The 23,875-nt window shown below is 57.7% G+C and carries 24 protein-coding genes; 15 read left to right on the top strand and 9 right to left on the bottom strand.

What is annotated here, in order from left to right:
• The first annotated feature begins 62 nt into the window (after positions 1–62).
• A complete protein-coding gene (gene tsaD / locus CKX93_RS03585) occupies positions 63–1,121 on the top strand; it encodes a tRNA (adenosine(37)-N6)-threonylcarbamoyltransferase complex transferase subunit TsaD (RefSeq protein WP_076755349.1) in 1,059 nt (352 codons plus the stop codon).
• Here the strand turns inward: tsaD and plsY are convergent.
• Positions 1,118–1,708 (bottom strand): glycerol-3-phosphate 1-O-acyltransferase PlsY, encoded by a 591-nt coding sequence (gene plsY / locus CKX93_RS03580; RefSeq protein ID WP_076755348.1) that lies wholly within the window; start codon positions 1,706–1,708, stop codon positions 1,118–1,120. The two genes, tsaD and plsY, sit on opposite strands and share 4 nt — an antisense overlap.
• A 57-nt stretch (positions 1,709–1,765) precedes the next feature.
• On the opposite strand from plsY, the gene bioH reads away from it, so the two are divergent.
• The 11 genes from bioH to CKX93_RS09520 all read left to right on the top strand — a co-directional run bounded on the left by bioH (position 1,766) and on the right by CKX93_RS09520 (position 11,993).
• A complete protein-coding gene (gene bioH, locus CKX93_RS03575) occupies positions 1,766–2,560 on the top strand; it encodes a pimeloyl-ACP methyl ester esterase BioH (protein WP_084178645.1) in 795 nt (264 codons plus the stop codon).
• Positions 2,547–3,410: a malonyl-ACP O-methyltransferase BioC gene (gene bioC / locus CKX93_RS03570; RefSeq protein WP_076755347.1), complete on the top strand. Its 864-nt coding sequence runs from the start codon at positions 2,547–2,549 to the stop codon at positions 3,408–3,410. Before bioH ends, bioC begins: the two co-directional genes overlap by 14 nt.
• 139 nt (positions 3,411–3,549) lie before the next feature.
• Positions 3,550–5,034 carry a cytochrome-c oxidase, cbb3-type subunit I gene (ccoN, locus tag CKX93_RS03565; RefSeq protein ID WP_076755346.1) on the top strand — a complete coding sequence of 495 codons (1,485 nt, stop codon included), beginning with the start codon at positions 3,550–3,552 and terminating at the stop codon, positions 5,032–5,034.
• A gap of 20 nt (positions 5,035–5,054) precedes the next feature.
• Positions 5,055–5,789: a cytochrome-c oxidase, cbb3-type subunit II gene (gene ccoO, locus CKX93_RS03560; RefSeq protein WP_076755903.1), complete on the top strand. Its 735-nt coding sequence runs from the start codon at positions 5,055–5,057 to the stop codon at positions 5,787–5,789.
• Positions 5,790–5,801: 12 nt separating this feature from the next.
• Positions 5,802–6,005, top strand: coding sequence for a cbb3-type cytochrome c oxidase subunit 3 (locus CKX93_RS03555; protein ID WP_076755345.1), 204 nt, complete (start codon positions 5,802–5,804; stop codon positions 6,003–6,005).
• Positions 6,002–6,940 carry a cytochrome-c oxidase, cbb3-type subunit III gene (gene ccoP, locus CKX93_RS03550; protein WP_076755344.1) on the top strand — a complete coding sequence of 313 codons (939 nt, stop codon included), beginning with the start codon at positions 6,002–6,004 and terminating at the stop codon, positions 6,938–6,940. Before CKX93_RS03555 ends, ccoP begins: the two co-directional genes overlap by 4 nt.
• Positions 6,941–6,966: 26 nt before the next feature.
• On the top strand, positions 6,967–8,358 hold the full coding sequence (gene ccoG / locus CKX93_RS03545) for a cytochrome c oxidase accessory protein CcoG (RefSeq protein WP_076755343.1): 1,392 nt from the start codon (positions 6,967–6,969) through the stop codon (positions 8,356–8,358).
• Between the two features lie 23 nt (positions 8,359–8,381).
• Positions 8,382–9,209, top strand: a complete 828-nt coding sequence (locus CKX93_RS03540) for a FixH family protein (RefSeq protein ID WP_076755342.1) — start codon at positions 8,382–8,384, stop codon at positions 9,207–9,209.
• A complete protein-coding gene (locus tag CKX93_RS03535; RefSeq protein ID WP_076755341.1) occupies positions 9,206–11,674 on the top strand; it encodes a heavy metal translocating P-type ATPase in 2,469 nt (822 codons plus the stop codon). Before CKX93_RS03540 ends, CKX93_RS03535 begins: the two co-directional genes overlap by 4 nt.
• Positions 11,674–11,868: a cbb3-type cytochrome oxidase assembly protein CcoS gene (gene ccoS, locus CKX93_RS03530; protein WP_076755340.1), complete on the top strand. Its 195-nt coding sequence runs from the start codon at positions 11,674–11,676 to the stop codon at positions 11,866–11,868. The genes CKX93_RS03535 and ccoS overlap by 1 nt, the downstream gene beginning before the upstream one ends.
• The gene (locus CKX93_RS09520) at positions 11,865–11,993 is read left to right on the top strand and encodes a hypothetical protein (RefSeq protein WP_268753138.1); all 129 of its coding nucleotides are present in this window, start codon (positions 11,865–11,867) and stop codon (positions 11,991–11,993) included. Before ccoS ends, CKX93_RS09520 begins: the two co-directional genes overlap by 4 nt.
• A gap of 16 nt (positions 11,994–12,009) precedes the next feature.
• Here the strand turns inward: CKX93_RS09520 and rpoH are convergent, their stop codons facing one another.
• The 4 genes from rpoH to ftsY form a co-directional block, all read right to left on the bottom strand.
• Complete coding sequence (gene rpoH / locus CKX93_RS03525; RefSeq protein ID WP_076755339.1) at positions 12,010–12,867, bottom strand: RNA polymerase sigma factor RpoH; 858 nt, start codon at positions 12,865–12,867, stop codon at positions 12,010–12,012.
• 90 nt (positions 12,868–12,957) lie between these two features.
• On the bottom strand, positions 12,958–13,896 hold the full coding sequence (ftsX, locus tag CKX93_RS03520; protein ID WP_076755338.1) for a permease-like cell division protein FtsX: 939 nt from the start codon (positions 13,894–13,896) through the stop codon (positions 12,958–12,960).
• The gene (gene ftsE, locus CKX93_RS03515) at positions 13,896–14,564 is read right to left on the bottom strand and encodes a cell division ATP-binding protein FtsE (RefSeq protein WP_076755337.1); all 669 of its coding nucleotides are present in this window, start codon (positions 14,562–14,564) and stop codon (positions 13,896–13,898) included. Before ftsE ends, ftsX begins: the two co-directional genes overlap by 1 nt.
• Positions 14,561–15,697, bottom strand: a complete 1,137-nt coding sequence (ftsY, locus tag CKX93_RS03510; protein ID WP_076755336.1) for a signal recognition particle-docking protein FtsY — start codon at positions 15,695–15,697, stop codon at positions 14,561–14,563. Before ftsY ends, ftsE begins: the two co-directional genes overlap by 4 nt.
• 62 nt (positions 15,698–15,759) lie before the next feature.
• Here ftsY and CKX93_RS03505 point away from each other — a divergent pair, with 62 nt between their 5' ends.
• From CKX93_RS03505 to rsmD, 3 genes are read left to right on the top strand one after another with little or no spacing between them, the layout of a single operon-like run.
• Complete coding sequence (locus CKX93_RS03505; RefSeq protein ID WP_076755335.1) at positions 15,760–17,139, top strand: M16 family metallopeptidase; 1,380 nt, start codon at positions 15,760–15,762, stop codon at positions 17,137–17,139.
• Positions 17,136–18,578, top strand: coding sequence for a M16 family metallopeptidase (locus CKX93_RS03500; protein ID WP_084178644.1), 1,443 nt, complete (start codon positions 17,136–17,138; stop codon positions 18,576–18,578). Before CKX93_RS03505 ends, CKX93_RS03500 begins: the two co-directional genes overlap by 4 nt.
• A complete protein-coding gene (gene rsmD / locus CKX93_RS03495) occupies positions 18,575–19,153 on the top strand; it encodes a 16S rRNA (guanine(966)-N(2))-methyltransferase RsmD (protein ID WP_076755334.1) in 579 nt (192 codons plus the stop codon). The genes CKX93_RS03500 and rsmD overlap by 4 nt, the downstream gene beginning before the upstream one ends.
• 1 nt (position 19,154) lies before the next feature.
• Here rsmD and CKX93_RS03490 read toward each other — a convergent pair whose 3' ends face one another.
• The 4 genes from CKX93_RS03490 to CKX93_RS03475 form a co-directional block, all read right to left on the bottom strand.
• Positions 19,155–21,200 (bottom strand): transglycosylase SLT domain-containing protein, encoded by a 2,046-nt coding sequence (locus tag CKX93_RS03490; protein WP_076755333.1) that lies wholly within the window; start codon positions 21,198–21,200, stop codon positions 19,155–19,157.
• 82 nt (positions 21,201–21,282) lie between these two features.
• Positions 21,283–22,305: a nickel/cobalt transporter gene (locus tag CKX93_RS03485; RefSeq protein WP_076755332.1), complete on the bottom strand. Its 1,023-nt coding sequence runs from the start codon at positions 22,303–22,305 to the stop codon at positions 21,283–21,285.
• Positions 22,293–22,946, bottom strand: coding sequence for a DUF1007 family protein (locus CKX93_RS03480; RefSeq protein WP_076755331.1), 654 nt, complete (start codon positions 22,944–22,946; stop codon positions 22,293–22,295). Before CKX93_RS03480 ends, CKX93_RS03485 begins: the two co-directional genes overlap by 13 nt.
• Positions 22,943–23,800: a 5'-3' exonuclease gene (locus CKX93_RS03475; RefSeq protein ID WP_076755330.1), complete on the bottom strand. Its 858-nt coding sequence runs from the start codon at positions 23,798–23,800 to the stop codon at positions 22,943–22,945. Before CKX93_RS03475 ends, CKX93_RS03480 begins: the two co-directional genes overlap by 4 nt.
• Positions 23,801–23,875 lie beyond the last annotated feature (75 nt).

Below are 23,875 nucleotides of genomic sequence, written 5' to 3'. Positions count from 1 at the left end.
CAGAGAGTCGCGCATTATAGAGGCCTTGATGACAAAAACCCAAGCCCGAGACCGTAAATTCCATGTCAGTGGTCACACAAAACAGCCCACAGCAGCTCGTATTAGGTATTGAAAGCTCCTGTGATGAGACCGGATTGGCGCTGTATCACAGCCAGAAAGGCCTATTGGCGCACGCTCTACATAGTCAGGTGGACTTGCATGCCCGCCATGGCGGCGTGGTGCCTGAATTGGCCTCGCGCGACCATATCAAGCGGGTTTTGCCCCTGCTCAATGAAGTATTGCATCAGGCCGGGGCGCAACGTCAAGACATTGACGCGGTGGCTTACACGGCCGGCCCTGGCTTAGTCGGAGCCTTACTCGTGGGTGCAGCGATTGGCCGCTCCTTGGCCTGGGCGCTGCAGGTGCCAGCGGTGGCTGTGCATCACATGGAAGGGCATTTGCTGGCGCCTTTGCTGGAGGATCCCGCGCCCGAGTTTCCGTTTATTGCCTTGCTGGTCTCGGGCGGTCATACGCTGCTGGTGGACGTCAAAGGCTTAGGCGATTATCAGGTTTTGGGTGAGAGTTTGGATGATGCCGCGGGCGAGGCCTTTGATAAAACCGCCAAGTTGTTGCATCTGGGTTATCCCGGTGGCCCGGCGCTGGCCCGCTTGGCCCAGCAGGGCAATCCACAGCGTTTTCGCTTTCCTCGGCCTATGACCGATCGCCCGGGCCTGGATTTCAGTTTCTCGGGACTCAAGACCCATGCGCTGACCACTCTGCGTGAAACCCCCGAAGATGCGACATTGGCGGCGGACATCGCCCGCGCCTTCGAAGATGCCGTGGTCGATACCATGGTGATTAAGTGCCGCCGCGCGCTGCGCGTCACGGGCCGAAAACGCTTAATCATTTCCGGCGGCGTGGGCGCTAATCAGCGCCTGCGTGAGCAATTGTCGCTGATGGGTCAGGCCGAAGGGGCTGCCGTTTTTTATCCGCGCATACAATTCTGTACTGATAATGGCGCGATGATCGCGCTGGCCGGAGCGCTGCGCTTAGCCGCAGGTGATACCGAAAACGCTGGCCATATTGATGTGCGTGCCCGCTGGACGCTGGAGGATTTAAGCGCCTTGCCGATGCCTGCCTAGGGCCGGCCGATGCGCGATTCCTCACCCGCGAGAATGCGCCGCAGGTTGGCTCGATGGCGCCAATAAATCAATAAGGCCAATAAACAGCTCATGCCGGTAATCCAAGCATCGCCAACAATGACAGCCACATAAATCGGCGCAGCGGTGGCCGCCACCAAGGCACCCACCGATGAGATGCGGGTCAAGCCTGCGGCCAGCAGCCAGGTTAGCAGCGTCAGCAGTCCCACCATCCAGCTCAGGCCCAATAAAACCCCCAAGGCGGTGGCCACGCCTTTGCCACCTTTGAATTGGTGGTACAGCGGAAACAAATGTCCGAGAAACGCTGCCAGGGCCGCCGCTGCCAAAGCGAATCCATCCAAACCCAAGGCTTTTGCCAGAAACACCGGCGCTAGCCCCTTGAGAAGATCGCCCAGCAGGGTGATGATGGCGGCCTTCTTGCTGCCAGCGCGTAGAACATTGGTGGCGCCGGGATTGCCTGAGCCTTGAGTGCGTGGATCAGGTAGGCCCGAGAGACGGCAGGCAACAATGGCTGTCGACACGGAGCCCAGCAAATAAGCGAGGATGACAAGGCTGATGGCAAGCAACATGAAGCCGTATTCCGCAACATTGGCTAAGAGTGTGCCGATGATACCTGAGATTGGGGTATGACGCGCCGGGCGGCATGGCCTTTAATGATGGCCGGGCAAGGTGAGCCCCTAATGCTGGTGCATGGATGGGGTATGAGCCAGGGCGTTTGGGCGCCCTTGCTACCGCACTTGGCGAAGGAATTTGAGTGCTGGGCGGTTGATCTGCCCGGGCACGGCACTTTGGCTGACGAGGCTAGGCTGGGTGGGCTGGAAGAACTGACCGAGCGCCTCTTGTCCTTTTTGCCGCCTCAGCCGACCCATTTGCTGCTTTGGTCGATGGGCGCATTGCCGGGGCTCGAGTTGGCTCGTCGACATCCTGAGCGCATCGCCAGCCTGACTCTGGTGGCAGCGACGCCACGTTTTACCCGCGGGGATCAATGGCCTCATGCCATGGATGCTGAGGTATTGTCGGAGTTTGCTGAGAATCTGCAGCAGGACTACCGTGCAACTTTGGCGCGGTTTTTAGCGCTGCAATCGCAGGGCATGGGGGGCTCTGCGCCCTTGCTGCGTCAGTTGCGCGCCACCTTAGCGGCCTCGCCTCCCGCCCCTCAGGCCTTGCGCGAAGGGCTGCAGTTACTGCGCCAGTGTGACCTGCGCCAAAGCTTTGCCGAGCTAAGCTGTCCGTGTGCGGTGCTATTGGGCGAGTATGACCGCTTGGTGCCGGGTGCCGTAGCCGCTAGTCTAAAGGCCTTGCGGGCTGATCTTGACGTGCATATTTTCCCGGGCTTAGGGCATGCCCCGTTTTTGAGTCAGCCACAGGCATTCGCCGCGCAGTATGAGGCCATCTGGAGATCTTGGCGTGACGCAATTTGAAGCTCTGATGTTGGATAAACGCCGGGTGCGCACGCAGTTTGATGCCGCTGCAGCCAGCTATGTCCAGAGCGCCGTCCTCCAGGCAGAGGTGCGGCGTCGGCTGCTCGAGCGCTTGCAGTGGATTCTTCTTAACCCCGAACACATTCTTGATGCCGGCAGCGGTCCGGGAGAGGCTATTCCCGGGCTGGTAAAACGCTTTAAAAAGGCACGTGTCACGGCTTTGGATTGCGCGCCCGCGATGTTGGCGCGCATTGGCCGCACGGCCGGTTGGTGGCGCCGCCCCGCACGGGTCTGCGCCGACCTAGAACAAATGCCACTGGCGCCAGCCAGTGTGGATCTGGTTTTTTCTAATCTGACTCTACAGTGGTGTAATCAGCCCGATGCCGCATTTGCGGAGATGCGCCGCGTGCTGCGCCCAGAAGGCTTGGTGATGTTCACCACATTAGGCCCAGATACCTTGGGCGAGCTGCGCACTGCCTGGCGCCAAGTGGATGCGCATCCTCATGTCAGTACTTTTATTGATATGCACGATATCGGTGATGCGCTAGTGCGCGCTGGCTTTGCCGATCCGGTGATGGACCGAGAAATGATCACGCTGACCTATGAGCAAGTGCGGGATCTCTTGGCAGATTTGCGTGGCATTGGCGCGGTGAATGCCACCCAAGGGCGCCGCCGTGGCCTGACCACGCCGCGCCAATTAAAGGCGCTTGAGGCGGCCTATGAGGGATTTCGTGATGAGCAGCGGCGACTGCCGGCCAGTTATGAGGTGATTTATGGCCACGCTTGGGTGCCGGATGCGCCACCGCCGGGGACGTCAAGACCCTTTATACCCATTCGGAGCGAAAATTGATTATAAGCAAATTATCATTCGTTTTTATAGGTTCCCAAAAACACTCTGCTGGCGGCGCCTGATTTGCTGTAATAAAGTCGAAGTCGGAAAATTCTCTTGCGATTTCGCAATTCAGTACGGCAACCATTGAGAACAGCCTATGGCCACCAGTACCGCAACTGTCGGTTCCAGCGCTCAGGTACATCCTGGGGAGCAATACAACTACGCGATCATCAAAAAGTTCGCCATCATGTCCGTGGTTTGGGGCGTCTTGGGAATGAGTGTTGGCGTCTATATCGCCTCCCAGCTGGCTTGGCCGTTTCTTAATTTCGATATCCCGCAAATCAGTTTTGGTCGTTTCCGCCCGGTGCACACCACACTGGTGATCTTCGGCTTTGGCGGTAACGCCTTGTTTGCGACCTCATATTACGTGGTGCAGCGAACCTGTCAGGTGCGATTGTTCAGCCCGAAATTGGCGGAATTCACCTTCTGGGGCTGGAACTTGGCCATTTTGCTGGGCGTGGTCACCTATATGATGGGTTACACCCAAGGTCGTGAGTACGCCGAGTTCACCTGGCAAATCGATATTCTCATCGCCGTCACCTGGGTCGCCTACTTCTTCGTGTATTTAATTACGTTGCTGCGCCGGACTCAGCCACATATTTACGTGGCCAACTGGTTCTTTATGGCGTTCATCCTCGCCACCGCCATTTTGCATATCTTTAATAACCTCGCCGTGCCCATCAGTCCTTGGAGTCTAGAGTCTTACTCTTTATTCTCTGGGGTGCAGGACGCGATGACCCAGTGGTGGTATGGCCATAACGCTGTCGGCTTTTTCCTCACCGCCGCCTTCCTAGGGATGATGTACTACTTTGTGCCCAAGCAGGCCGGGCGTCCGATTTATTCCTACCGTTTGTCCATTGTCCATTTCTGGGCATTGGTGTTCTTGTACATGTGGGTGGGCGCGCATCACCTGCACTGGACGGCATTGCCGGACTGGGTGTCGACCTTGGCGGCGACCTTCTCAATTCTGCTGCTCCTGCCCTCCTGGGGCGGCATGATTAACGGCGTGATGACGCTTTCGGGCGCCTGGCACAAGCTGCGCACCGATCCCATCATGCTGTTCATGATTACCTCCTTGTCGTTCTATGGGATGGCGACCTTCGAAGGGCCGATGATGTCGCTTAAGAGTGTCAATGCTTTGTCGCATTACACTGACTGGACCGTTGGTCATGTGCACTCGGGCGCCTTGGGTTGGGTGGCGATGATCAGCTTTGGTGCTCTATATCACCTGATTCCGCGTCTCTATGACACGACTCTGTACAGTATCCGTTTGGTGTACGTGCACTTCTTCCTGGCCACCATCGGTATCGTGCTGTACATCGTCGCCATGTGGGTGGCGGGTATCGGTCAGGGTCTGATGCTGCGGGCCTTCGATGAGTTTGGAAACCTGTCTTACACGTTCATTGAAACCGTTGTGTTCTTGCATCAGCCCTATGTGGTGCGTGCCCTTGGTGGCGGTTTGTTCCTCACCGGCATGCTGATCATGGCCTATAACGTGGCAATGACTATTCTTGGGGCGCGAAGTGAAGCTCAACCAGTGCGTTCGCGCGCGGGTGATGCCTCCGCGGCCACGAGCGCCTGATCAGGGAGAGAGCCGACATGATGAAACACGAAACCATTGAAACCAATGCCGGTATCCTCATCGCCCTGACCTTGGTGGTCATCAGCATCGGCGGTCTGGTGGAAATCGTCCCTTTGTTCTACATCGATGACACCATCGAAGAAGTTCATGGCGTGCGTCCTTACACCCCATTAGAACAGCGTGGTCGAGATATCTATGTGCGTGAAGGCTGCTACACCTGTCACTCTCAGATGGTGCGGCCCTTCCGTGATGAGATGCTGCGCTATGGCCATTATTCATTGGCCGCCGAATCGCAGTTTGGCCATCCCTTCCAATGGGGCTCCAAGCGCACTGGGCCAGATCTAGCACGGGTTGGTGGCAAGTACTCCAATGAGTGGCATGTGCGCCATCTCATTGCGCCCAAGTCGGTCGTGCCCGAGTCCATTATGCCGGGCTACCCCTGGTTGGCACGCAATGATCTGCAGTACGACGACATTGAGCGCCGCCTGATTGCTCTGAGTCGAGTAGGTGTGCCTTACTCGCGCACCGAAGAAGAGTTCCAGGCCAATATCGAGCGCTTCGGTGCCGATGTTGCGCCAATGTTGGATATCCGGCGCGCCCGCGAAAACCTTGAGGCGCAGGCTCGTGCCGGTAACTACGATGGCGATCCCAGTCGCATTACCGAAATGGATGCCTTGGTCGCCTATCTTCAGGTGTTAGGCACCATGGTTGATTTCACCCAATACGACGAAGGCTACTTCGTCGAATTCCGCTAGGCAGGTGACGTCGTGGCAGAGTTTTGGGGATGGATAACGGATTTGGGCAACAGCAAGATGGTTGCGCTGATCCTATTTTTCAGCACTTTTGTGGGCATTTTGATTTATCTGTACTCCAGCCGGGGCCGCTCCGAGCGCCTCGAATCCTATAAGTACATGCCCTTTGACGACGATGCTGATGAGCAGCATTCGCAGGATAAAAAGGATCGGTTATGAGCGCATCCGACAAAAAAACACCGGGTAAAGCCCCGGGCACCGAGGTAGAAACCACCGGTCATGTCTGGGATGACGATCTGTGCGAATACAATAATCCCTTGCCGCGTTGGTGGTTGTGGGGCTTTTATGCCACAGTGATCTTCGCCATCGTTTATTGGCTGCTGTATCCCGCCTGGCCAATCGCCAGTACCTTCACCAAGGGTTTTGCCACGGTGACCTTTGAGGTTGAGGGTGAGCCGCGCACCACGCACTGGAATACCCGCGCCGTACTTGCGCGTGAAATGCAGTCCGGTGAAATGGCCCTGCGCCAGCAGGAAATGCTGCGTGTCGTGGCCGACAGCTCTATTGATGAAGTGCTTTCCGATACCACCAAACTGGCTTTTGTGAACTCTTATGGTCGCGGCATGTTTGGTGATAATTGCGCCGCCTGCCATCAAACCGGCGGTGCCGGGATCATCGAACTCTATCCCAATCTGGCCGATGACAACTGGCATTGGGGCGGCGATCTGGCCTCTATCGAGCACTCCATCCGCCATGGCCGCATGGGTTACATGCCGGATTTCGGTGAGACGCTAGACGCTGGCCAATTGCGTGCGGTCTCTGCGTATGTGCTGAATATTGCGGGACATGAGGGCGATGCCGATCTGATTGCGCGCGGTCAGAGCATTTACTTGGGGCCGGAAGGTGGCTGCGTGGCTTGCCACCGACCGGATGGGGCGGGTCTGCGCGCCTTGGGCGCGCCGGATCTGCGCAACAATATCTGGCAGAATGTGGATGTTCTGGGGGCTGCCAGTCACGAAGAGCGCCTGACGCGAGTCAGCGAGATGGTGGCCCGCGGGGTGAATCGACAAATGCCCGCATTCGGCGATCGTCTCTCTGAAGCTGAGATCCGCGTGCTGGCGACTTACGTCCACCAATTCGGCGGAGGCCAGTAGCCGCCCGCCACCCCAGGCAGGCTGAGATGAATGAGGTTTATGAAGCGCGGATTCCCATCTACCCCCGCGCCGTCAAAGGACGCTTTCGCAATCTGAAATGGACGGTGCTGGGCTTGGCCTACTCCGTCTATTTTCTATTGCCATGGCTGCGCTGGGAGCGCCCCCATGGGCCCGATCAGGCGGTCTTATTCGACATTCCGGGTCGCAGCTTTTACCTGTTTAATCTGCTGGTCCATCCCCAAGATATCTTCTGGCTGGCCGGGCTATTAATCATCGCCGCATTGTTGTTGTTCATGGTGACGGGGATGGCGGGCCGGGTGTTCTGCGGCTATTTTTGTTTTCAAACCCTGTGGACGGATTTGTTCATGTGGATCGAACGCCGGATGCAAGGCGATCGCGCCGCGCGCATGCGTTTAGATCGTGATGGCCCGGCATTCAAACGCCTGACACTGCGCACGATCACCCACCTCCTGTACCTAGTGGCTGCGTTTGCGACAGGCTTCACCTTCATCGTCTATTGGGGCGATGCGCCCACGCTGACGGTGAGTTTTTTCACCGGGCAAGCCGCCTATGCGGCTTATTTCACTGCCGGCTTTTTGACACTGACTACCTATGTATTTGCCGGCATTCTGCGCGAACAGGTCTGTATTTATATGTGCCCCTATTCGCGCTTCCAAAGCGTGATGTTCGATCGCGACACCCTGATTGTCTCCTATGATCAAAAGCGCGGCGAAGCCGCTGCCGGCCGCCGCCTCATGGGCAAAGGTCCGCGTGATCATGAGGCTCGGTTGGCTGACGGCATTGGCGATTGTATTGACTGTGGTATGTGTGTGCAGGTGTGCCCCGTGGGCATCGACATTCGTGATGGCCTGCAATATCAGTGCATCCACTGCGCGCTATGCATTGATGCCTGTGACAATGTCATGGATCGACTCGGCTGGGATCGCGGCCTGATTCGCTATACCTCAGAAAATGCGCTGGCGGGCAAGCCGGCACGGGTGTTAAAGCCCAAGACCTTTGGTTATGGCATTCCGCTGTTGCTGATTATCGGCGTACTGATCTGGTCGATCGCCACTCAGGCGCCGCTGGATGCCTCTGTGAGTCAGGTGCGTCAACCGTTATTTGTGACCCTCAGCGATGGCTCGGTGCAAAATAGCTATCAAATCAAACTCAATAATAAGGCTCAGCAAGCCGTGACCTTGGAGCTGCGCATTTCAGGCTTGCCGGGCGCGGTTTTGGATACTGGCCGCATTGAGACCATTGAATTACTCCCCCAGCAAAGCACCACACTCCTAGCGCGGGTGCGCTATCCTGCTCAGCCAGGTGTGGGACAACAGCGGCCACTGAGTTTTGAGATCGTGCCCGTTGCACCAAGCGGCATGGAGCCGGTGGTCATTACATCGCAATTTAGTCACTGAATCAGTTCGAGGAAAAAACGGTCATGGATTCTTTGGTCTTGAGTCTGAGTTCGGGGGTGGCTGCGGCGGCCCTGCTGTTTTTTGTTCTCTATCGCTTCACTCAGCTGCGCGCCTATCAAGTGTCGGTGACCGTTTTGGTTGCCGTGATGTTGGTCTACATCCCCATCTCCATCGTTTTTTGGCAGGGCGCGGACGTTTTTGCGATTCATTTTGCGTTGTATTTTATTACCCCCTATGGCCTTGGCATGATCATGTCGCAGCTGGAATCACAAAAGGCCCGCGGTGAAAAACCTGGTTTTCGCATTCGCTTTCATTGGGCACCCGCCACCATCATTGGATTTTTCATGGTTATTGCGACGGTGAACGGAATCTTGCTGACGGTAGCGCATCAGGGCATGCCCAGTAACCTGGTCGGGCGGATTCTGCCGGAGCCACGTAGCGGCGGCCAAGAAGTCACCTCGTTCTTCCCGGGGTTTGCCGCACATATCTCTACGCGTAATCAGGCCCTAGCGGTGACGTATCTAGAACAAGCGCAAATCCAAGCTGAGCGCGGCTGGCAGGTGCGCCAGGGTTGGATAGAAGTACCGCGCCGCGATGAGCCGGCTGTGTTCCAGGTAGAAGTAGTCGATCGCTACGGTGACCCGGTGCGCGGTGCCTATGTCTCGGGCGAGTTTATGCGGCCTTCGGATGAGCGGCGTGATCAGGAATTTCAAATGCGCGAGGTCGGCCCCGGTGTTTATCAAGTGGAGCTGACCCTGACTATGCCTGGTCGCTGGGATTTATTATTGCAGGTCGTGCGCGGCAGTGAACTTCATGAGATGCGCTCCTATACCGCCGTGCGTCAGGGATGAGTCAGTCAGGCTGTTTCCATTGCGGCCTGCCGTTACCGGCGAAACAGTCTTACATCCATGAGATCCTCGGTGAGACTCGACATTTTTGCTGTCCGGGCTGCCAAGCCGTGGCCAAGGCGATCTCCGAGGCTGGTTTAGAGGACTATTATCGCCACCGGACCGAGCTGCCCACGCGTCCAGCGGATCCGCTAGAGGCTCTAAAACAGCTGCAGCTCTATGATGCGCCCCAGGTGCAGCGCAGTTTTGTGCATGTAGCGTCTGACACTCTGCGTGAAGCCTCATTAATGCTTGAGGGTATTACCTGCGCCGCCTGTGTCTGGCTCAATGAGCGCCACGTCAAAGCATTGCCCGGTGTGCAGGAATTTAATGTCAATTACTCCACCCATAGGGCGCGGCTGCGCTGGGATGACAGCCAAATCCATCTCAGCCAAGTCCTCGCTGCTATCACCGATATTGGTTATCACGCCCACCCCTTTGATCCGGGACGCCAAGAGGCTGCTTACAAGCGCGAGCGCAACACCGCCTTGCGACGCTTGGTGGTGGCCGGTTTGGGGACTATGCAAGTGATGATGTTAGCCGTGGCCCTGTGGCTGGGTCACGATGCCCCTGGGCAGGAGCATTTGATGCAAGTATTTCGCTGGGTGGCGATGTTGGTGACGCTGCCGGTGGTGTTTTATTCCGGTCTGGGATTTTTTACCAGTGCTTGGCGCGACCTGAAAAAGCGGCAGCTGGGTATGGATGTGCCGGTGGCGCTGGCCATTGGCTCGACCTTTATCGCCAGCAGCTGGGCCACCGTCATGGGCTATAGCGAACATGTCTATTTCGAATCCGTCTGTATGTTCGTGTTCTTTTTGCTCACCGGGCGTTATTTGGAGATGGGCGCTCGCCAGCGTGCAGGACAAGCCACTGAATCACTGGCGCGCCTCTTGCCCACCATTGCCACACGCATCACACCCCAAGGCGATGAGCAGGTGGCGGTCAGTGAGCTGGCCATCGGTGATCGCCTGCGGGTCAAGCCCGGCGAGGTTGTTCCTGCCGATGGCAAAGTGGAGTCCGGACAATCCAGTGTCGATGAGTCTTTGTTAAGCGGTGAGAGCCTACCCAGACGGCGCGGCGTCGGTGATGCGCTCACGGGGGGTACAGTCAACATCGAAAGCCCGCTGATGATGCAGGTCACCCGCATTGGCCAAGACACCGTGTTGTCTTCGATACAGCGGCTATTGGAGCGTGCTCAGAACCAGCGCCCGCGCATCGCTCGCTTGGCCGAGCGCGGCACGGGCTGGTTCGTCTTAGCGGTATTGTTGCTGGCCGCTTTGGCCGGCGGTATATGGTGGTTTTTCATTGATCCGGCGCGCGCCTTTTGGGTGGTGATCGCCATGTTGGTGGTGAGTTGCCCCTGTGCCTTGGCGCTGGCGACGCCCACCGCGATCACCGCCTCAACCGGCGCCATGGCAAAGCGTGGCCTGTTGACGACCAATGGCGATGCCCTAGAGGCTTTGGCGCAAGTCACCGATGTGGTCTTTGATAAAACCGGCACGCTCACCCGCGGCCAACTCAGTTTGGTGCGAGTGATTCCCTTTGCCGGCCAAACCCAGCAGCAGGTATTGGATTGGGCGGCGGCGCTGGAGGTGGCTTCGGAGCACCCCATGGCTAAGGTGTTCCATCAAAGTCAGCCAAAGCCCGCTGATGGCTTAAAGGCGGAACCCGGCCGCGGCGTGCAGGGTGATATCGATGGTGTGTCGCTGCGCATCGGCAGCCCGAGTTTTGTGGGCGAGCACTGTGGCGGCTGTGAGCAACCCATAGCTAAGGTGCGCGCTGACTATCCGGCTGCCAGTCTGGTTGCCTTAGGTTCTAAGCAGGAATTGCTGGCCTTGTTTGTCTTGGAGGATCAGCTGCGCAGCGACTCTTTAGCCACCGTGCAGGCGTTGCAGGAGCGCGGCCTTAAGGTGCATGTCTTCTCCGGAGATGCGTCAGCGGCTGTGGGCGCCGTCGCCCAGCAGGTCGGCGTGAGCCAATGGCAGGGGGGCATGAGTCCATCAGATAAGCTGGCGGCCCTGCAAGCGCTGCAGGCTCAGGGGGCGCAAGTGGCGATGCTCGGTGATGGCATTAATGATGCACCGGTGCTGGCCGCAGCGGATGTCTCGATTGCCATGGCCAGTGGCACGCAGTTGGCCCAGGCAAGCGCCGATATGATTTTGTATCGCAATCAACTCACAGAATTCACGCATGGAATTGCGCGGGCTCAAGACACCATGCATATCATTCGGCAGAATATACGTTGGGCTATTGGTTATAATGGTCTAGCAGTACCAATTGCTGCGCTGGGCGTGATTACACCCTGGCTGGCGGCTTTGGGTATGTCCATGAGTTCGCTACTGGTCGTGGCCAATGCTTTGCGGCTGAAAGATGACGGGGATGAGCCCCGAAATTCGGCAACCGCACCGGTGATTGAGGAGGTGCACTGATGGAAATTCTGTATGTCCTGATGCTGCTGGGCGTGGTGTTTATGGGCCTGTTGCTGGCCGGTTTTCTTTGGGCCGTGCGCCAAGAACAATATGAAGATATGGATGGACCGCCTTACCGCATCATCATGGACGACGATGATCCGAGAATTCCGCGGCGGCAAAAGCCCGCTGCGCAGCAGGAGAAGTCATCATGAGTAACCCCAACAAACAAGAACCCAAAGAGTCGCTATGGAGTTTCAACAATGCCGCCATGACCCTGGTGGTATTGCTGATTATCTTCTCTTGGTTGAGCTTTTTGTCGGTCGTGATCTTCGGCTGATAAGGGTGTGGCGGCCTTAGGCCGCCAGTACGCCGCGCAATTTCTTCATCGCATTGGCCTCGAGCTGGCGAATGCGCTCCGCCGAGACCTGATATTCCGCAGCCAGCTCATGCAGAGTGGCTTTTTCATCCGCCAGCCAACGCCGCGCCAAAATCTCCCGGCTGCGCTCATCCAAATCCCCCATGGCAGCTGCCAGACGGGTTTGGTAGTGGCTTTCCCAGTCATGGCGTTCCAGCAGTTCTGAGGGGTCCTCAGCGGTATCCATCAACGACTCAGCCGGGCTCAGATAGGCGCTGTCTTCATCCGCCTGCATGGGATCAAAGCTCATGTCTTGTCCGGCCAAGCGAGATTCCATCTCTAAAACATCACTGGTACTCACGCCTAGATCTTCGGCGACTTTGGCCACCTCGTCGGCACTAAACCAGCCCAAGCGTTTCTTGGCGCTGCGCAGATTAAAAAACAGCTTGCGCTGGGCTTTGGTGGTGGCGACTTTGACAATGCGCCAGTTGCGCAGCACGAACTCATGAATCTCAGCGCGAATCCAATGCACCGCAAACGAGATTAAGCGCACATTCATTTCCGGGTCAAAGCGCTTCACTGCCTTCATCAGGCCAATGTTGCCTTCCTGAATCAGGTCGGCCAGGTTCAAACCATAGCCGTTGTAGCCACGGGCGATATGAATGACAAAGCGCAGGTTATGCACCACCAAAGCGCGGGCTGCTTCCAAATCCTGATCGTCGCGCAGGCGTCGTGCCAGAGTCTTCTCATCCTCGGCATCCAATACAGGCATTTGGCTGACGGCATGGATGTAACTATCCAGGTTGCCAACCGGCACCAGCAAATGACTTTGAGCGGTCACAAGCGCTTGATTCATCGTGTTTTGTCCTCCGGTAAAACTGAGTTTTGGCTGATATTAGCACTGTCACCTTTAGAGTGCTAATACCCCCGGAAGTTCTCAAGTGTCCTAGGGCTCAATGTTCTTGAAATGGCGTCCAACAGTCAGCCAAGCGCCAATAAGACCCAATGCGCTGCCCAAAAACAGCAAGCCGAGCATCTCAATAAGACTCAGCCCGGAGAGTCCAAAGGGACTGCCATAAAGGCCGGCCAATTCGCGAATCGGGCCATTGAGCACGATTAACAGAATAAAGCTTAAGGTGATCGCCAGCAGGGCACCGCCCAGCCCCAGCCACAAACCGCCATACAAGAAGGGGCGGCGAATAAAGCCATCGGTGGCACCCACCAGTTTCGCCACCTCAATCTCTTCCCGACGGTTTTGGATGTCTAAGCGAATGGTGTTACCAATCACCAGTAGCACCGCCGCCGCTAACAGCAAAGCCAGCAATAGCGTGCCGCGCTCCAGTGTGCGCGCAATCGCCGACAGCCGTTGTAGCCATAACAGGTCAACCTCGACGCTGGCCACGATGTCGAGGCGCTGCCAATCGGTGATCAATTCAGATAAGGCCTCGGGCGAGCGATGATCGGCTGTCGGCGTGACCAGGATGGTGGCCGGTAAAGGGTTATCGCCGAGTACATCCAATGCCTCACCGAAGCCAGAGTGCCGACGAAACTCCGCCAATGCTTGCTCCGGCGTCATACTTTGGATTTGCGCCACCCGGGGATCACGCCCCAGTTCAGCCACCAAGCGCGGCAACTCCTCTGCGGCTGCATCGGTGCGCAGGAATACCGATACCTGACTGCTGTCCTGCCAATGCGGCGTGAGGGTTTGCACGTTACTTAATAGCAGATACAGGCTGCCGGGCAGGGTCAGAGCAATGCCAATCACCAACAGCGTCAGGGCGCTGGCCAATGGCGCAGAGATGAGTTTGTGCAGGCTGAATTGCAGCGCCTCGACATGGCGCAGTCCCCAGGCCTGCAGGCGAGAATATAGCGCGGGCTTAGCCATCAGTCAGCCACCACGCTTTGCTGCAAGCTGCCATTGGCCAATTGCAGCACTGGTTTGCCCAAGGTCTGAATCAAATCCAAGTCATGACTGGCGACTAAGACCGTGGTGCCCAGTTCGTTGAATTGCAGGAATAACGACATGATATCCCGCGACAACTCAGGGTCGAGATTGCCGGTCGGTTCATCGGCCAGCAAGATGGCGGGTTTGTGCACCACAGCGCGGGCGATACCGACGCGCTGCTGCTCCCCGGTGGACAGCGTGATTGGCGCAGCTTGCTCTTTATGCAGCAAGCCTACGCGGTCCAATGCCGCGCGCACGCGTCGGCCAATTTCTTGGCGCGAATAGCCCTGAATCAGCAGCGGCAGAGCGACGTTATCGAACACCGTACGATCGCGCAGCAGATGATGATCCTGAAAAATAATGCCGATTTGACGCCGAAAATAAGGCACTTGCCGCGGCTTCATTTGCGTCAGTTCGGCGCCATTGACCATTAGCTGCCCGCGGGTGGGGCGCTCAATCAAGGCGATGAGTTTTAATAGAGTACTTTTCCCCGCGCCCGAGTGGCCGGTGAGAAACGCCATCGCCCCGGCATCGACTTTTAAATTAATGCGCGATAAAGCCTCTTGGCCCGACTCATAGCGCTTGGTGATATTGCGCAACTGGATCAATGTGGCGTGTCCAAAAGGGCCTGCACGAAATCTTCTGCATGAAATTCCCGCAAATCCTCGATGCGCTCGCCAATACCGATAAAGCGCACCGGCACACCGACTTGATCAGCAATAGCAAACAAAATACCGCCCTTAGCGGTTCCATCCAGCTTGGTGACCGCCATGCCGGTGAGGCCCATGGCCGCATGAAACTCCCGAGCCTGATTCAAGGCGTTTTGTCCGGTGCCGGCATCAACCACCAATAGCGTTTCATGGGGGGCATCAGGATCCAGACGCTGCAAGACTCGCTTCACTTTCTTCAGCTCCTCCATGAGATTGTCTTGGGTGTGCAGCCGCCCCGCGGTATCGGCAATCAAGACATCCATGCCCCTGGCCTTAGCCGCTTGCAGCCCATCAAAGATGACGGAGGCGGAGTCAGCGCCCTGGCCCTGAGCAATCACGCTGACACCATTGCGCGCACCCCAAGTTTGCAGCTGTTCTACCGCTGCTGCCCTAAAGGTATCACCCGCTGCCAACATCACCGAAAGGCCCTGGGCTTTGAGGCGATGCGTGAGTTTGCCAATGGTGGTGGTTTTGCCTGAGCCGTTAATACCCAGGACTAGGATCACCATGGGTTTGTGGCGGCGATCAATATTTAAAGGCTTCTCCACCGGCAGCAGCACCTCGGTCATGCTGGCCTTTAAAGCCTGCACCAAGGCATCGGCATCATCCAAGGATTTGCGCGCGACTTGCTGAGTGAGCTTTCGCAAAATGGTTTCCGTGGCCTCAATGCCCACATCTGCCATTAACAGGCGCGTCTCAAGCTCTTCTAATAGCTCGTCATCAATGGCTTTTTTGCCCAACACCAGTCCAGCCATACCGTCGGTAAGCTGGGATGAGGTCTTGGAAAGACCCTGACGCAGGCGCGCAAATAAGCCTTTCTTCGTCTCTCGAGGCTGGTTATCCTCAACAGACGAGAGCGTTTCTGGCTGCTCTGCCAGGGTTTCAGGTGGCGCGGCTAAAGGCGATTCCTGCTGTTCTGGCGTGGGTCCAGGTGGCGCAGCCGCAGGGGATTCCTGCTGTTCTGGCGCCGATTCGGGCGGCGCAGCTGTCGTCTCGGAAGTCGATTTTTGCTTTTTTCGGAAACCGAACATGGGTATTTCAGGTCTATGCTGAGCGAAGACCCACATCCTACCACTAGGCAAGGTGCATCGAAATGAGAGGTAAGACAGGTTTTTGGGGTTGGCTGATGGTGCTGCTTTTGGCAGGCACCGTTTCTGCTGATCCCCGCAGTGCAGGGGTGCATGAGTTCACTCTAGATAACGGCCTTAAAGTGCTGGTCCAGCCAGACCACCGCGCGCCGGTGATCTCTGCCATGCTCTGGTATCGCGTTGGCTCCAGCCATGAACATGGCGGCATCACCGGGGTTTCCCATGCGCTGGAACACATGATGTTTAATGGTACGCATGAGTATCCCGCCGGTGAATTCTCGCGCATCATCTCCAGCCTTGGCGGCCGTGAGAATGCCTTCGTCAGTCGCGATTTCACCGCTTATTTCGCGCAGCTATCGGCCGAGCATCTGGATACGGTTTTGATGCTGGAAGCTGACCGCATGCAGAACTTGGCGTTTCCTGAAGAAGAGTTTATTCAGGAAATGCGGGTGGTTCGCGAAGAGCGGCGCCTGCGCACCGATGACAATCCTAATGCTCTAGCTTGGGAGCACTTTAATGCCACGGCCTGGTTCAATAGCCCCTATGGCAACCCCGTGATCGGTTGGATGGTGGATATCGATGCCTACACGATTGAGGATTTGCGCGCTTGGTATCAGCGTTGGTATGCCCCCAATAATGCGATCTTGGTCGTGGTGGGCGATGTGCGGCCCGAGGAAGTTTTGACCCTGGCCGAGACCCGTTTTGGATCGATCCCCGCAAGTGATTTGCCGTTGATTAAGTCCCAAACCGAGGTGACACAGCTGGGTGAGCGCCGCATTACCGTGCGCGCCCCGGCTCGTGTGCCGCTCTTGATCATGGGCTATAAAGCGCCGGTGATTCTCACCGCTGAAGAGGAATGGGAACCCTACGCGCTGATGGTGGCTGCTGGGATTTTGGATGGCGGCAGCAGTGCGCGCTTTGCCCGAGAGTTGGAGCGCGAGCAAGAGCTGGCGGCCTCCGCCAGTGCCAGCTACTCCGGCTTTTCGCGGCTGGATAATCTATTTGTGGTCAGCGTGACGCCCAGCGAAGGGGTGACCCAAACCGAACTCGAAGTGGCTATTGAAGCTCAGCTGCAGCGCCTCCAAGATGAATTGGTGACGGATGCTGAGCTGGAGCGCGTCAAGGCTCAGGTCGTGGCTTCTGATGTCTACCGTCGCGATTCGATCCATGGTCAGGCCATGCGCCTGGGAAGCCTCGAGGCTGCTGGACTGTCTTGGGAGGTGGGCGAAGCCTTTGCCGAGCGGATCCGTGCTGTGACCGCCGAACAAGTGCAGGCCGTAGCGCAACGCTATTTCGATCATGATCAGCGCACTATCGCCTGGTTAGAACCGCTGCCTATCAATCCCGACAATCCCCCCGGTTACTTTGAGGGCCATCTGCGATGAGAAATTGGATAGCCATTCTTGCCTTGCCCGTCGCGATTATCGCCGGGATTTATTTCAGTCAGCAGCGTGGCGCGGAAGTCGCCGCGCCGGTGGTGTCTGAGGAGTCTGCTCAGGCCGCGGTGCTCGCTGAAACTCAGCCTGCCGACGGAGCTTCGCCCGCGCTGGAGTCTCAGCTGCCCGAGGGTTTGGTTGAAGTGGCCGGCATTCAGCACTGGACCACCGAGCAGGGTCTTAAGGTCTATTTCGTGCCGGCAGACACCTTGCCGATGTTGGATGTGCGTTTGGTCTTTAATGCTGGCGCAGCGCGCGATGGCGAATTGCCGGGCTTAGCGCGCATGATGCATGGCTTGATCGGTGATGCTGCCGGTGTCTGGGATGCCGATGCCATTGCTGAACGCTTCGAGGGAGTGGGTGCCAATTTCTCGGCTGATTCCCATCGGGACATGGGCGTGGTATCGCTGCGCAGCCTGACGGAACCGGACTGGCTGGAAACCGCCTTAGAGACATTTGTCACAGTCATCGGCGAGGCCCGCTTTGAAGAGCGCAGTATTGAGCGCGTGCGCCGGCAGATGCAGATCGGTCTGCAAAGCCTAGAGCAAAATCCCGGCGCGCTGGCGCGGCGTGCCCTATTCGCCAGCCTCTATGAGGGTCATCCCTACGGCAGCCCCCCTGAGGGAACGGCTGAGAGTCTTCAGGCCATTACGCACGATGATCTGCAGGGCTTTTATCAGCAGTATTGGGTGAATCACAACGCGGTTTTGATTATGGTCGGCGGGCTAGATTTGACCCAAGCCGCGGCCGTGGCGAATCGCATCGCCAGCGCCCTGCCTGAGGGTGAGGCCGCAGCCGCCTTGCCGCCTGCACCCGCAGCACCAGAAACCGCACAAGTGATCGAGATCCCTTTCCCCTCTGAGCAGGTGCATATCTATATGGCGCATCCAGGTGTCTCGCGTGACGATTCCGACATGCTCCCCCTATGGGTCGCCAATCACCGCTTGGGTGGGGGTGGTTTTACCTCCTTGTTGATGGATGAAGTGCGTTCACAGCGTGGTCTGGCCTACAGCGTACACAGCCAATTCTCGCCGATGGCGGTGCAGGGGCCCTTCATGATGGTCATGCAAACCGAAAGCTCACAGGCCGACGAAGCCATGGCAGTGATGCGTCAGACGCTGGAAGCTTTTATAGATAACGGTATAGGTCAAGAAGCTCTAGCGGCCAGCCAGCAGAACATCATTGGTGGCTTCCCGCTGCGTATGGCCAGCAATTCGGGGATTCTCGATCATGTGGCACTGATCGGTTTTTATGACCTGCCCTTAGACTATTTTGAAACTTATACCGATGTAGTCGGAGCTTTGACTGAGGAAGAGGTGAGTACGGCCTTCGCGCAGCGCATCAACCCACAGCGGCTCACCACCGTGATCGTTGGAGGCAGTCGTTGAGCAAAGCCCGAGCGGGAGCGCCGGGACAGGTCCGCATTATCGCCGGGCAGTGGCGCAGCCGCCGCCTGCCCGTGCCCGATGCTAAAGGCTTACGGCCCACGCCCGATCGGGTGCGCGAGACCTTGTTCAATTGGTTAGCGCCGATCCTACCCGGGGCGATGTGTGTCGATGCCTTCGCCGGCAGTGGCGCTCTGGGTTTTGAGGCCGCCTCGCGGGCTGCTGGCCGGGTGCTGATGATCGAGCGCGATGCCAAAGTGGCCACGCATTTGCGCCAACAACAAAAGGCCTTGCCCGCTCCTCAAGTCGAGGTGCTGCAAGCCGATGCGCTCACTGCGCTGGCCTCACTTCAAGATCCGGTGGATATCGTCTTTTTGGATCCACCCTACGGCCAGGGCCTGCTGCCACCCGCCTTGCAGGCCTTGCTGTCCAGTGGACAACTCAAACCCAGCGCACGACTTTATTTGGAATATGCGCGCCAGGAAGAGCCGCCGGCATTGCCCGCAGGTTGGCAGATGCTCAAGCAGACTCAGGCTGGTGATGTGGCGGCCATGCTGGTTGGCCAAGAACCGAATTGAGCTAGCAGGGGGTTTCGTTGTACCCGGGCGCATCGCAGACGATGGCGACTGGAAGTCCAGGGGCGTTATCGGAGGCCCACAGCTGATAATGCGCTAGCCGCGAGGCGGGCAAGTCATCCATAGAGGTGATGGGCGGCATCAAGCGGCTCAGCGTGGTCAGTTCCTGGCCCAGGCGCAGCTCATAAATCAGCTGATAGGCCAAAATGCGTTGCACGTATTGCCGGGTCTCGGCAAAAGGGATCAGCTCCACCCAAATATCGGCATCCATCGCGCCCGTTTCCGGCAGCCACTGACGTACGCGCCTGGCGCCGGCGTTATACGCCGCGGTTGATAAAATCACATGACCACCGAAGTTTTCTAAATTGCGTTTTAAATAAGCCGCCCCGATGCGGATATTGAGTTCGGGATCCAATAATTGCAGGCGATGGGATACCGGTGTGCCCAAGGTGCGGCCCATGGTGCGACCGGTGTGCGGCATGATTTGCATTAACCCCAAAGCACCCGCTGAGGAGTGCGCATCGGTCATAAACGCGCTTTCTTGGCGAGTGACCGCAAAGGCCCAAGCAGGATTGATGCCCTGCGCACTGGCGTGCTGGGCGATAAGATCGGCGAATGCCATAGGAAAGCGCAAATCGATATCATCGAATTCCTGAGCTCGGGCGACAGCAAAAATCGCCCGATCATGCCAGCCCGATAAATGCGCCAAATGCGCTGCAGCAACCAAAGCATCGGGCTGACCGTTGATTTGATTTTGCAAAGCCAGCCACTCACGACGCGCGTCAATATCCCGATCTAAGGCTTTCAGCTCTAACGCCCGTTGCAGCGGAGCCATGGTGCTGACTTGCGCCAAGGCGTCCGCATCGACGACCAGCGGCCGATGCCCAAGGCGATAGGCTTGTTGCAGGCGATCTGCAGCCAAAAAGCCATAGTAATTGCGCTGCTCAGCGGCTAAGGCATAGGATTCGCGAGCGGCAGCGCGCTCACCGGTGGCTTCCAAAGCCCGGGCCCGCCAATACTGCCAAATGGCTTGTTGTTGAGCTTCATGACTCATGGATTGGCTGGCCAGTAGCACGGTTTCCCAGTCGCCGATGCTAAGCGCCGAGCGCAGCTGCCACTGCCGCAAGGTGTCATCAAACACCTCAGGCCGGAGGCTGGCCAGGTGATTCAAGGCCCCGTTGCGCTCACGCAGGGTCAGGCGAAACGCAATAAACCGCTCCAGATCAAGCGCCACATCCTCAGGCAGCGCCCAATCGGATTGCCGCTGTTCCCAGATTTCTAACGCCTGACGGGGATCGCGTCGCGCCAGCCGTTGCATCAGCGGTGGGGTGATGGTCACCCAATGGGGGTTTTCCAAGGCTGACTGAGTCTGTCGGCGCAGCTCTGTGGGATGTTCGGCTAGGCGCAACCATTGCTCGGCGCTGGGGCGGTCCGCTTCGCTTAAGTAACGCCGCAGGTAACGCGCCAGACCCAACTGATGTTCTTGCATCGCCAGCGTAAAACGCGCCCAGCCCAGATCCGTATCCGGCCCGCCTTGCGCGCGCCAGGCCTCAAATACCGAATCACAAGCGCGTGGCTGTGAGCGCCCCACGCGCCACAAATCCTCGACGCCTTGAAGCGCCTCATCGCGACGACCCAAGCGCAGCAGGGCTTGGCGCTGGGTGCAAAGTATCGTGGTACTGGCGCCGCTGACATCAGCCTCGGCCAACAGCGTCCATTGTTGGCGATCAGCCAGTGACTGCAGCCAAGCTTGGCGTAAGCGAGGAGCTAAAGGGCTGTCTGGCCAGCGCTCAGCAAAGCTCTCTATGGCTTTGGGTGTGGCTCGTGAGAGTTGGCGTTTTAGTGCCGCGTACTCTAGATAGGGCAGCAGAGGGTAATCGCTGAGTTCAGCACTTAAATCATTAAAGCGCGTACGCTGGCCTTGTTCTAAAGCCGTCTCTGCCGCTAGGAATAGAGCCCGTTGGCGGTCGCGCTCGCTCACTTCGGCAGCCGCCATCAGTGGCAGGCAAAGCATGAGTAACGCACTGCCAAGGCTTAGCCGCTTGCTCATTGCTCATTCAACCCGGGACTTGGCCCTTTGCATCTTCATAAGCCACTTTAAGTGTCTGCGGCAATCGTCGCAAGTATCTAGATTACAAACCGGGAAGTCGGGGTGGTGGCGCATGCAGGCTGCCCAAAAATAGGGTGGCGCCTATCCATAAAATGATGAGTCCCCCGAGCACAGAAACGGCGGGACCGAGCCAGCGCAATGCGCCTGTTTCTAAAGCTCCCGAGGCCAGGCGGCTGGCCCAGTCACGGGCGCTCACTGCCAACAAAGCCAAAGCGCCCACCGTCATGGCTGTCCCCAAAGACATGGCCAGCACCGCCAAAAGCCCGGCCAGCCATAGCCCCAAAATGTGGGCAAACACCAACACCAAAATGGCGCCGGTGCAGGGGCGAATGCCGACCGCCGCCACCGTGGCCAATAAGCTGCCCAAGCTATCCACACGCGCGGCCTGATCCGGGGTGACGTGATGCGCATGACCACAGCCGCAGGCATCGCTGTGCTGCGCATGCGGGTGATGCCCATGGCCATGCTCATGCTCGGCGTGTTCGTGAGGTTCAGGGTGGGCGGCTGGCGCTGGCGCTGGCGCCGGTTGCCGCAGGATCTGTCGTAGCGCCCGCAGCAACAAAAACATCCCCAACAAGGCTACCAAAGCAAAACTAGCGCGTTCCAAAAAAACCGCCTGATTCATCGCAGAGCGCGCCGTTTGGCCTAAAACCAGTAAGGTCAGGCCCACCGCGGCAATAGCCGTTAAGCCTTGTAACAGTGATGAGGCCAGAGATAAGCCCAAGGCGCGATGCAAATACTGTCGATGCGTCGCCAAATAGGTGGTGATGACTATCTTGCCGTGCCCAGGTCCGGCAGCATGAAAAATTCCATACAAAAAACTCACCAAGATGAGCAGGCCGGCATTCACTGCCGTCGGCGCCTGATCGACAGCCTCCATGGTGTTGGCGAGTTGACGATGCAGGGAGCGCTGTTGGGCAATCATCCAGCCCGTGACTTGCTCTGTGGCAGTGGCGCGCTCGGGTGTGACTGCATCCTGCGCCAGCGCTTGGCTGGGCAAGATCAGCATCAGGCTAAGCAGCAGGCATAGTCCTAGGGTGCGCATTGAATCCTGACCCATTCCGCAAAATGTCGCCCCATCATCGGATCGCCTGTTTCGTCATAATCCAAGGCTGCGGCGCGCGCCACCAGCGCCGGATCCGGCCGAGGCTGAGTGAGCCTGACCTCGCAGGACTCCAAGCCCCCTTGTAAGTGAATGGCGGAGTTTTCGGTATGCAGGACTTCAACATAATAAGTCGGGTCGAACACGGCATATTCCAAAGCCGCCTCAGAAAGATCTAAAGGCGCAGCAAACGCCATAAAAAAAGTCAGTTCCAAACGGCGGCCGTGGGCCTCGAGGGTCGCCTGTTGGCCTTCCGAGTCGTCTAGAGCATCACTGTTATACCGTAACTCTGTGAAATACCCATAAGGCCCCAGATTTTCCAGAATCTGTTGGGCGATGCTGTTGAGTTGCTGCTCATGGGTCTCGCCCTGCGCATAGTCCGCCATCTCCTCTAATAAAAAAATGCTGTAGAACGGATCCATCAGCCACGACTGACGCAAACCTACGAGCCGTCCTTGCTCATCAAATACCGCCGTCACGTTCAGGTCAATCCAGGCATGCGGATGGCTGTTGGCCGGCGGCGAATAAAGCGCGCCAAGACTGATGCCGAGGCTCAGCAGTATGGCTCCCAGCAGACGACTCATCGCAGCTTGTCCGGGAGACCCAAAAATGTGCTGAGCTCGTGCAGCTGCGCGGCATCGCGATCACCCCGCTCCAAACGCAAACCACTGGGCAGTTCGACATGACAATGAATGCCGGTGAGCTGCCGCGCCAGGCGCACGGTTTCTTGATGAGTATCGACCAGTTGCATCAGGCGTTTGGCACCGCGGATCGGCATTTGTTCAATAGCGGCAATGTCCGCCAAGAGCGCATTGAGACTATGGCTGCGCCGTAACAGCCGCGCTGCTGTGGCCATGCCCACGCCGGGAACCCCCGGGATGTTATCAACCTTGTCCCCAGCCAACGCCAGTTGGTCAGCGACCTGTTCGGGACGCACGCCCATGCGCTTTTCAATACCGCCAGGGTCTAGGCGCGCGCCGCGATGCGGATCCCACCAGTAATCCCCGGGGGTGATCAGCTGCGCTAAATCTTTATCACCGGTGATGATCATGACGCTTTGGCCACGCTCGCGCTCGCGATCTGCTAGCGTCCCCACCAGATCATCAGCCTCGTATTCAGGGCTGGTCACTTGGGTGAGGCCCAAGGCTTCGACATAAGCCCGACACCAAGCAAACTGGCGTTTTAAGTCCTCCGGCACCGGCGGGCGATTGGCTTTATAGGCCGGATAAATGCTGTGGCGAAAGGATTGGCCAAGACCCGAGTCGAAGGCAAAGGCAATACGGGTGGGTTTGGCAGCCAGTAATTGCTGAACGAATTGCGCAAAGCCATGCACGGCGTTGGCGGGCTGCCCGTCGCGGTTGGTGACGGTGTCCGGCAAGGTATGCCAGGCGCGGAAAATGAAGATACTGGAATCAATCAAATAGGTCGGGGCGCTCACGCCGCGAGTCTACCAAAACCGCAAATCCCCTGCGGCAAATCCAGCAATCTGCTACTTTCACTGAAGTAGACCAAG

It is taken from the genome of Ectothiorhodosinus mongolicus (genome assembly GCF_022406875.1).
GTDB lineage: Bacteria > Pseudomonadota > Gammaproteobacteria > Ectothiorhodospirales > Ectothiorhodospiraceae > Ectothiorhodospira > Ectothiorhodospira mongolica.
Note: the sequence above shows the minus strand (reverse complement) of the source record. Positions and strands in the feature narration are given on the sequence as shown.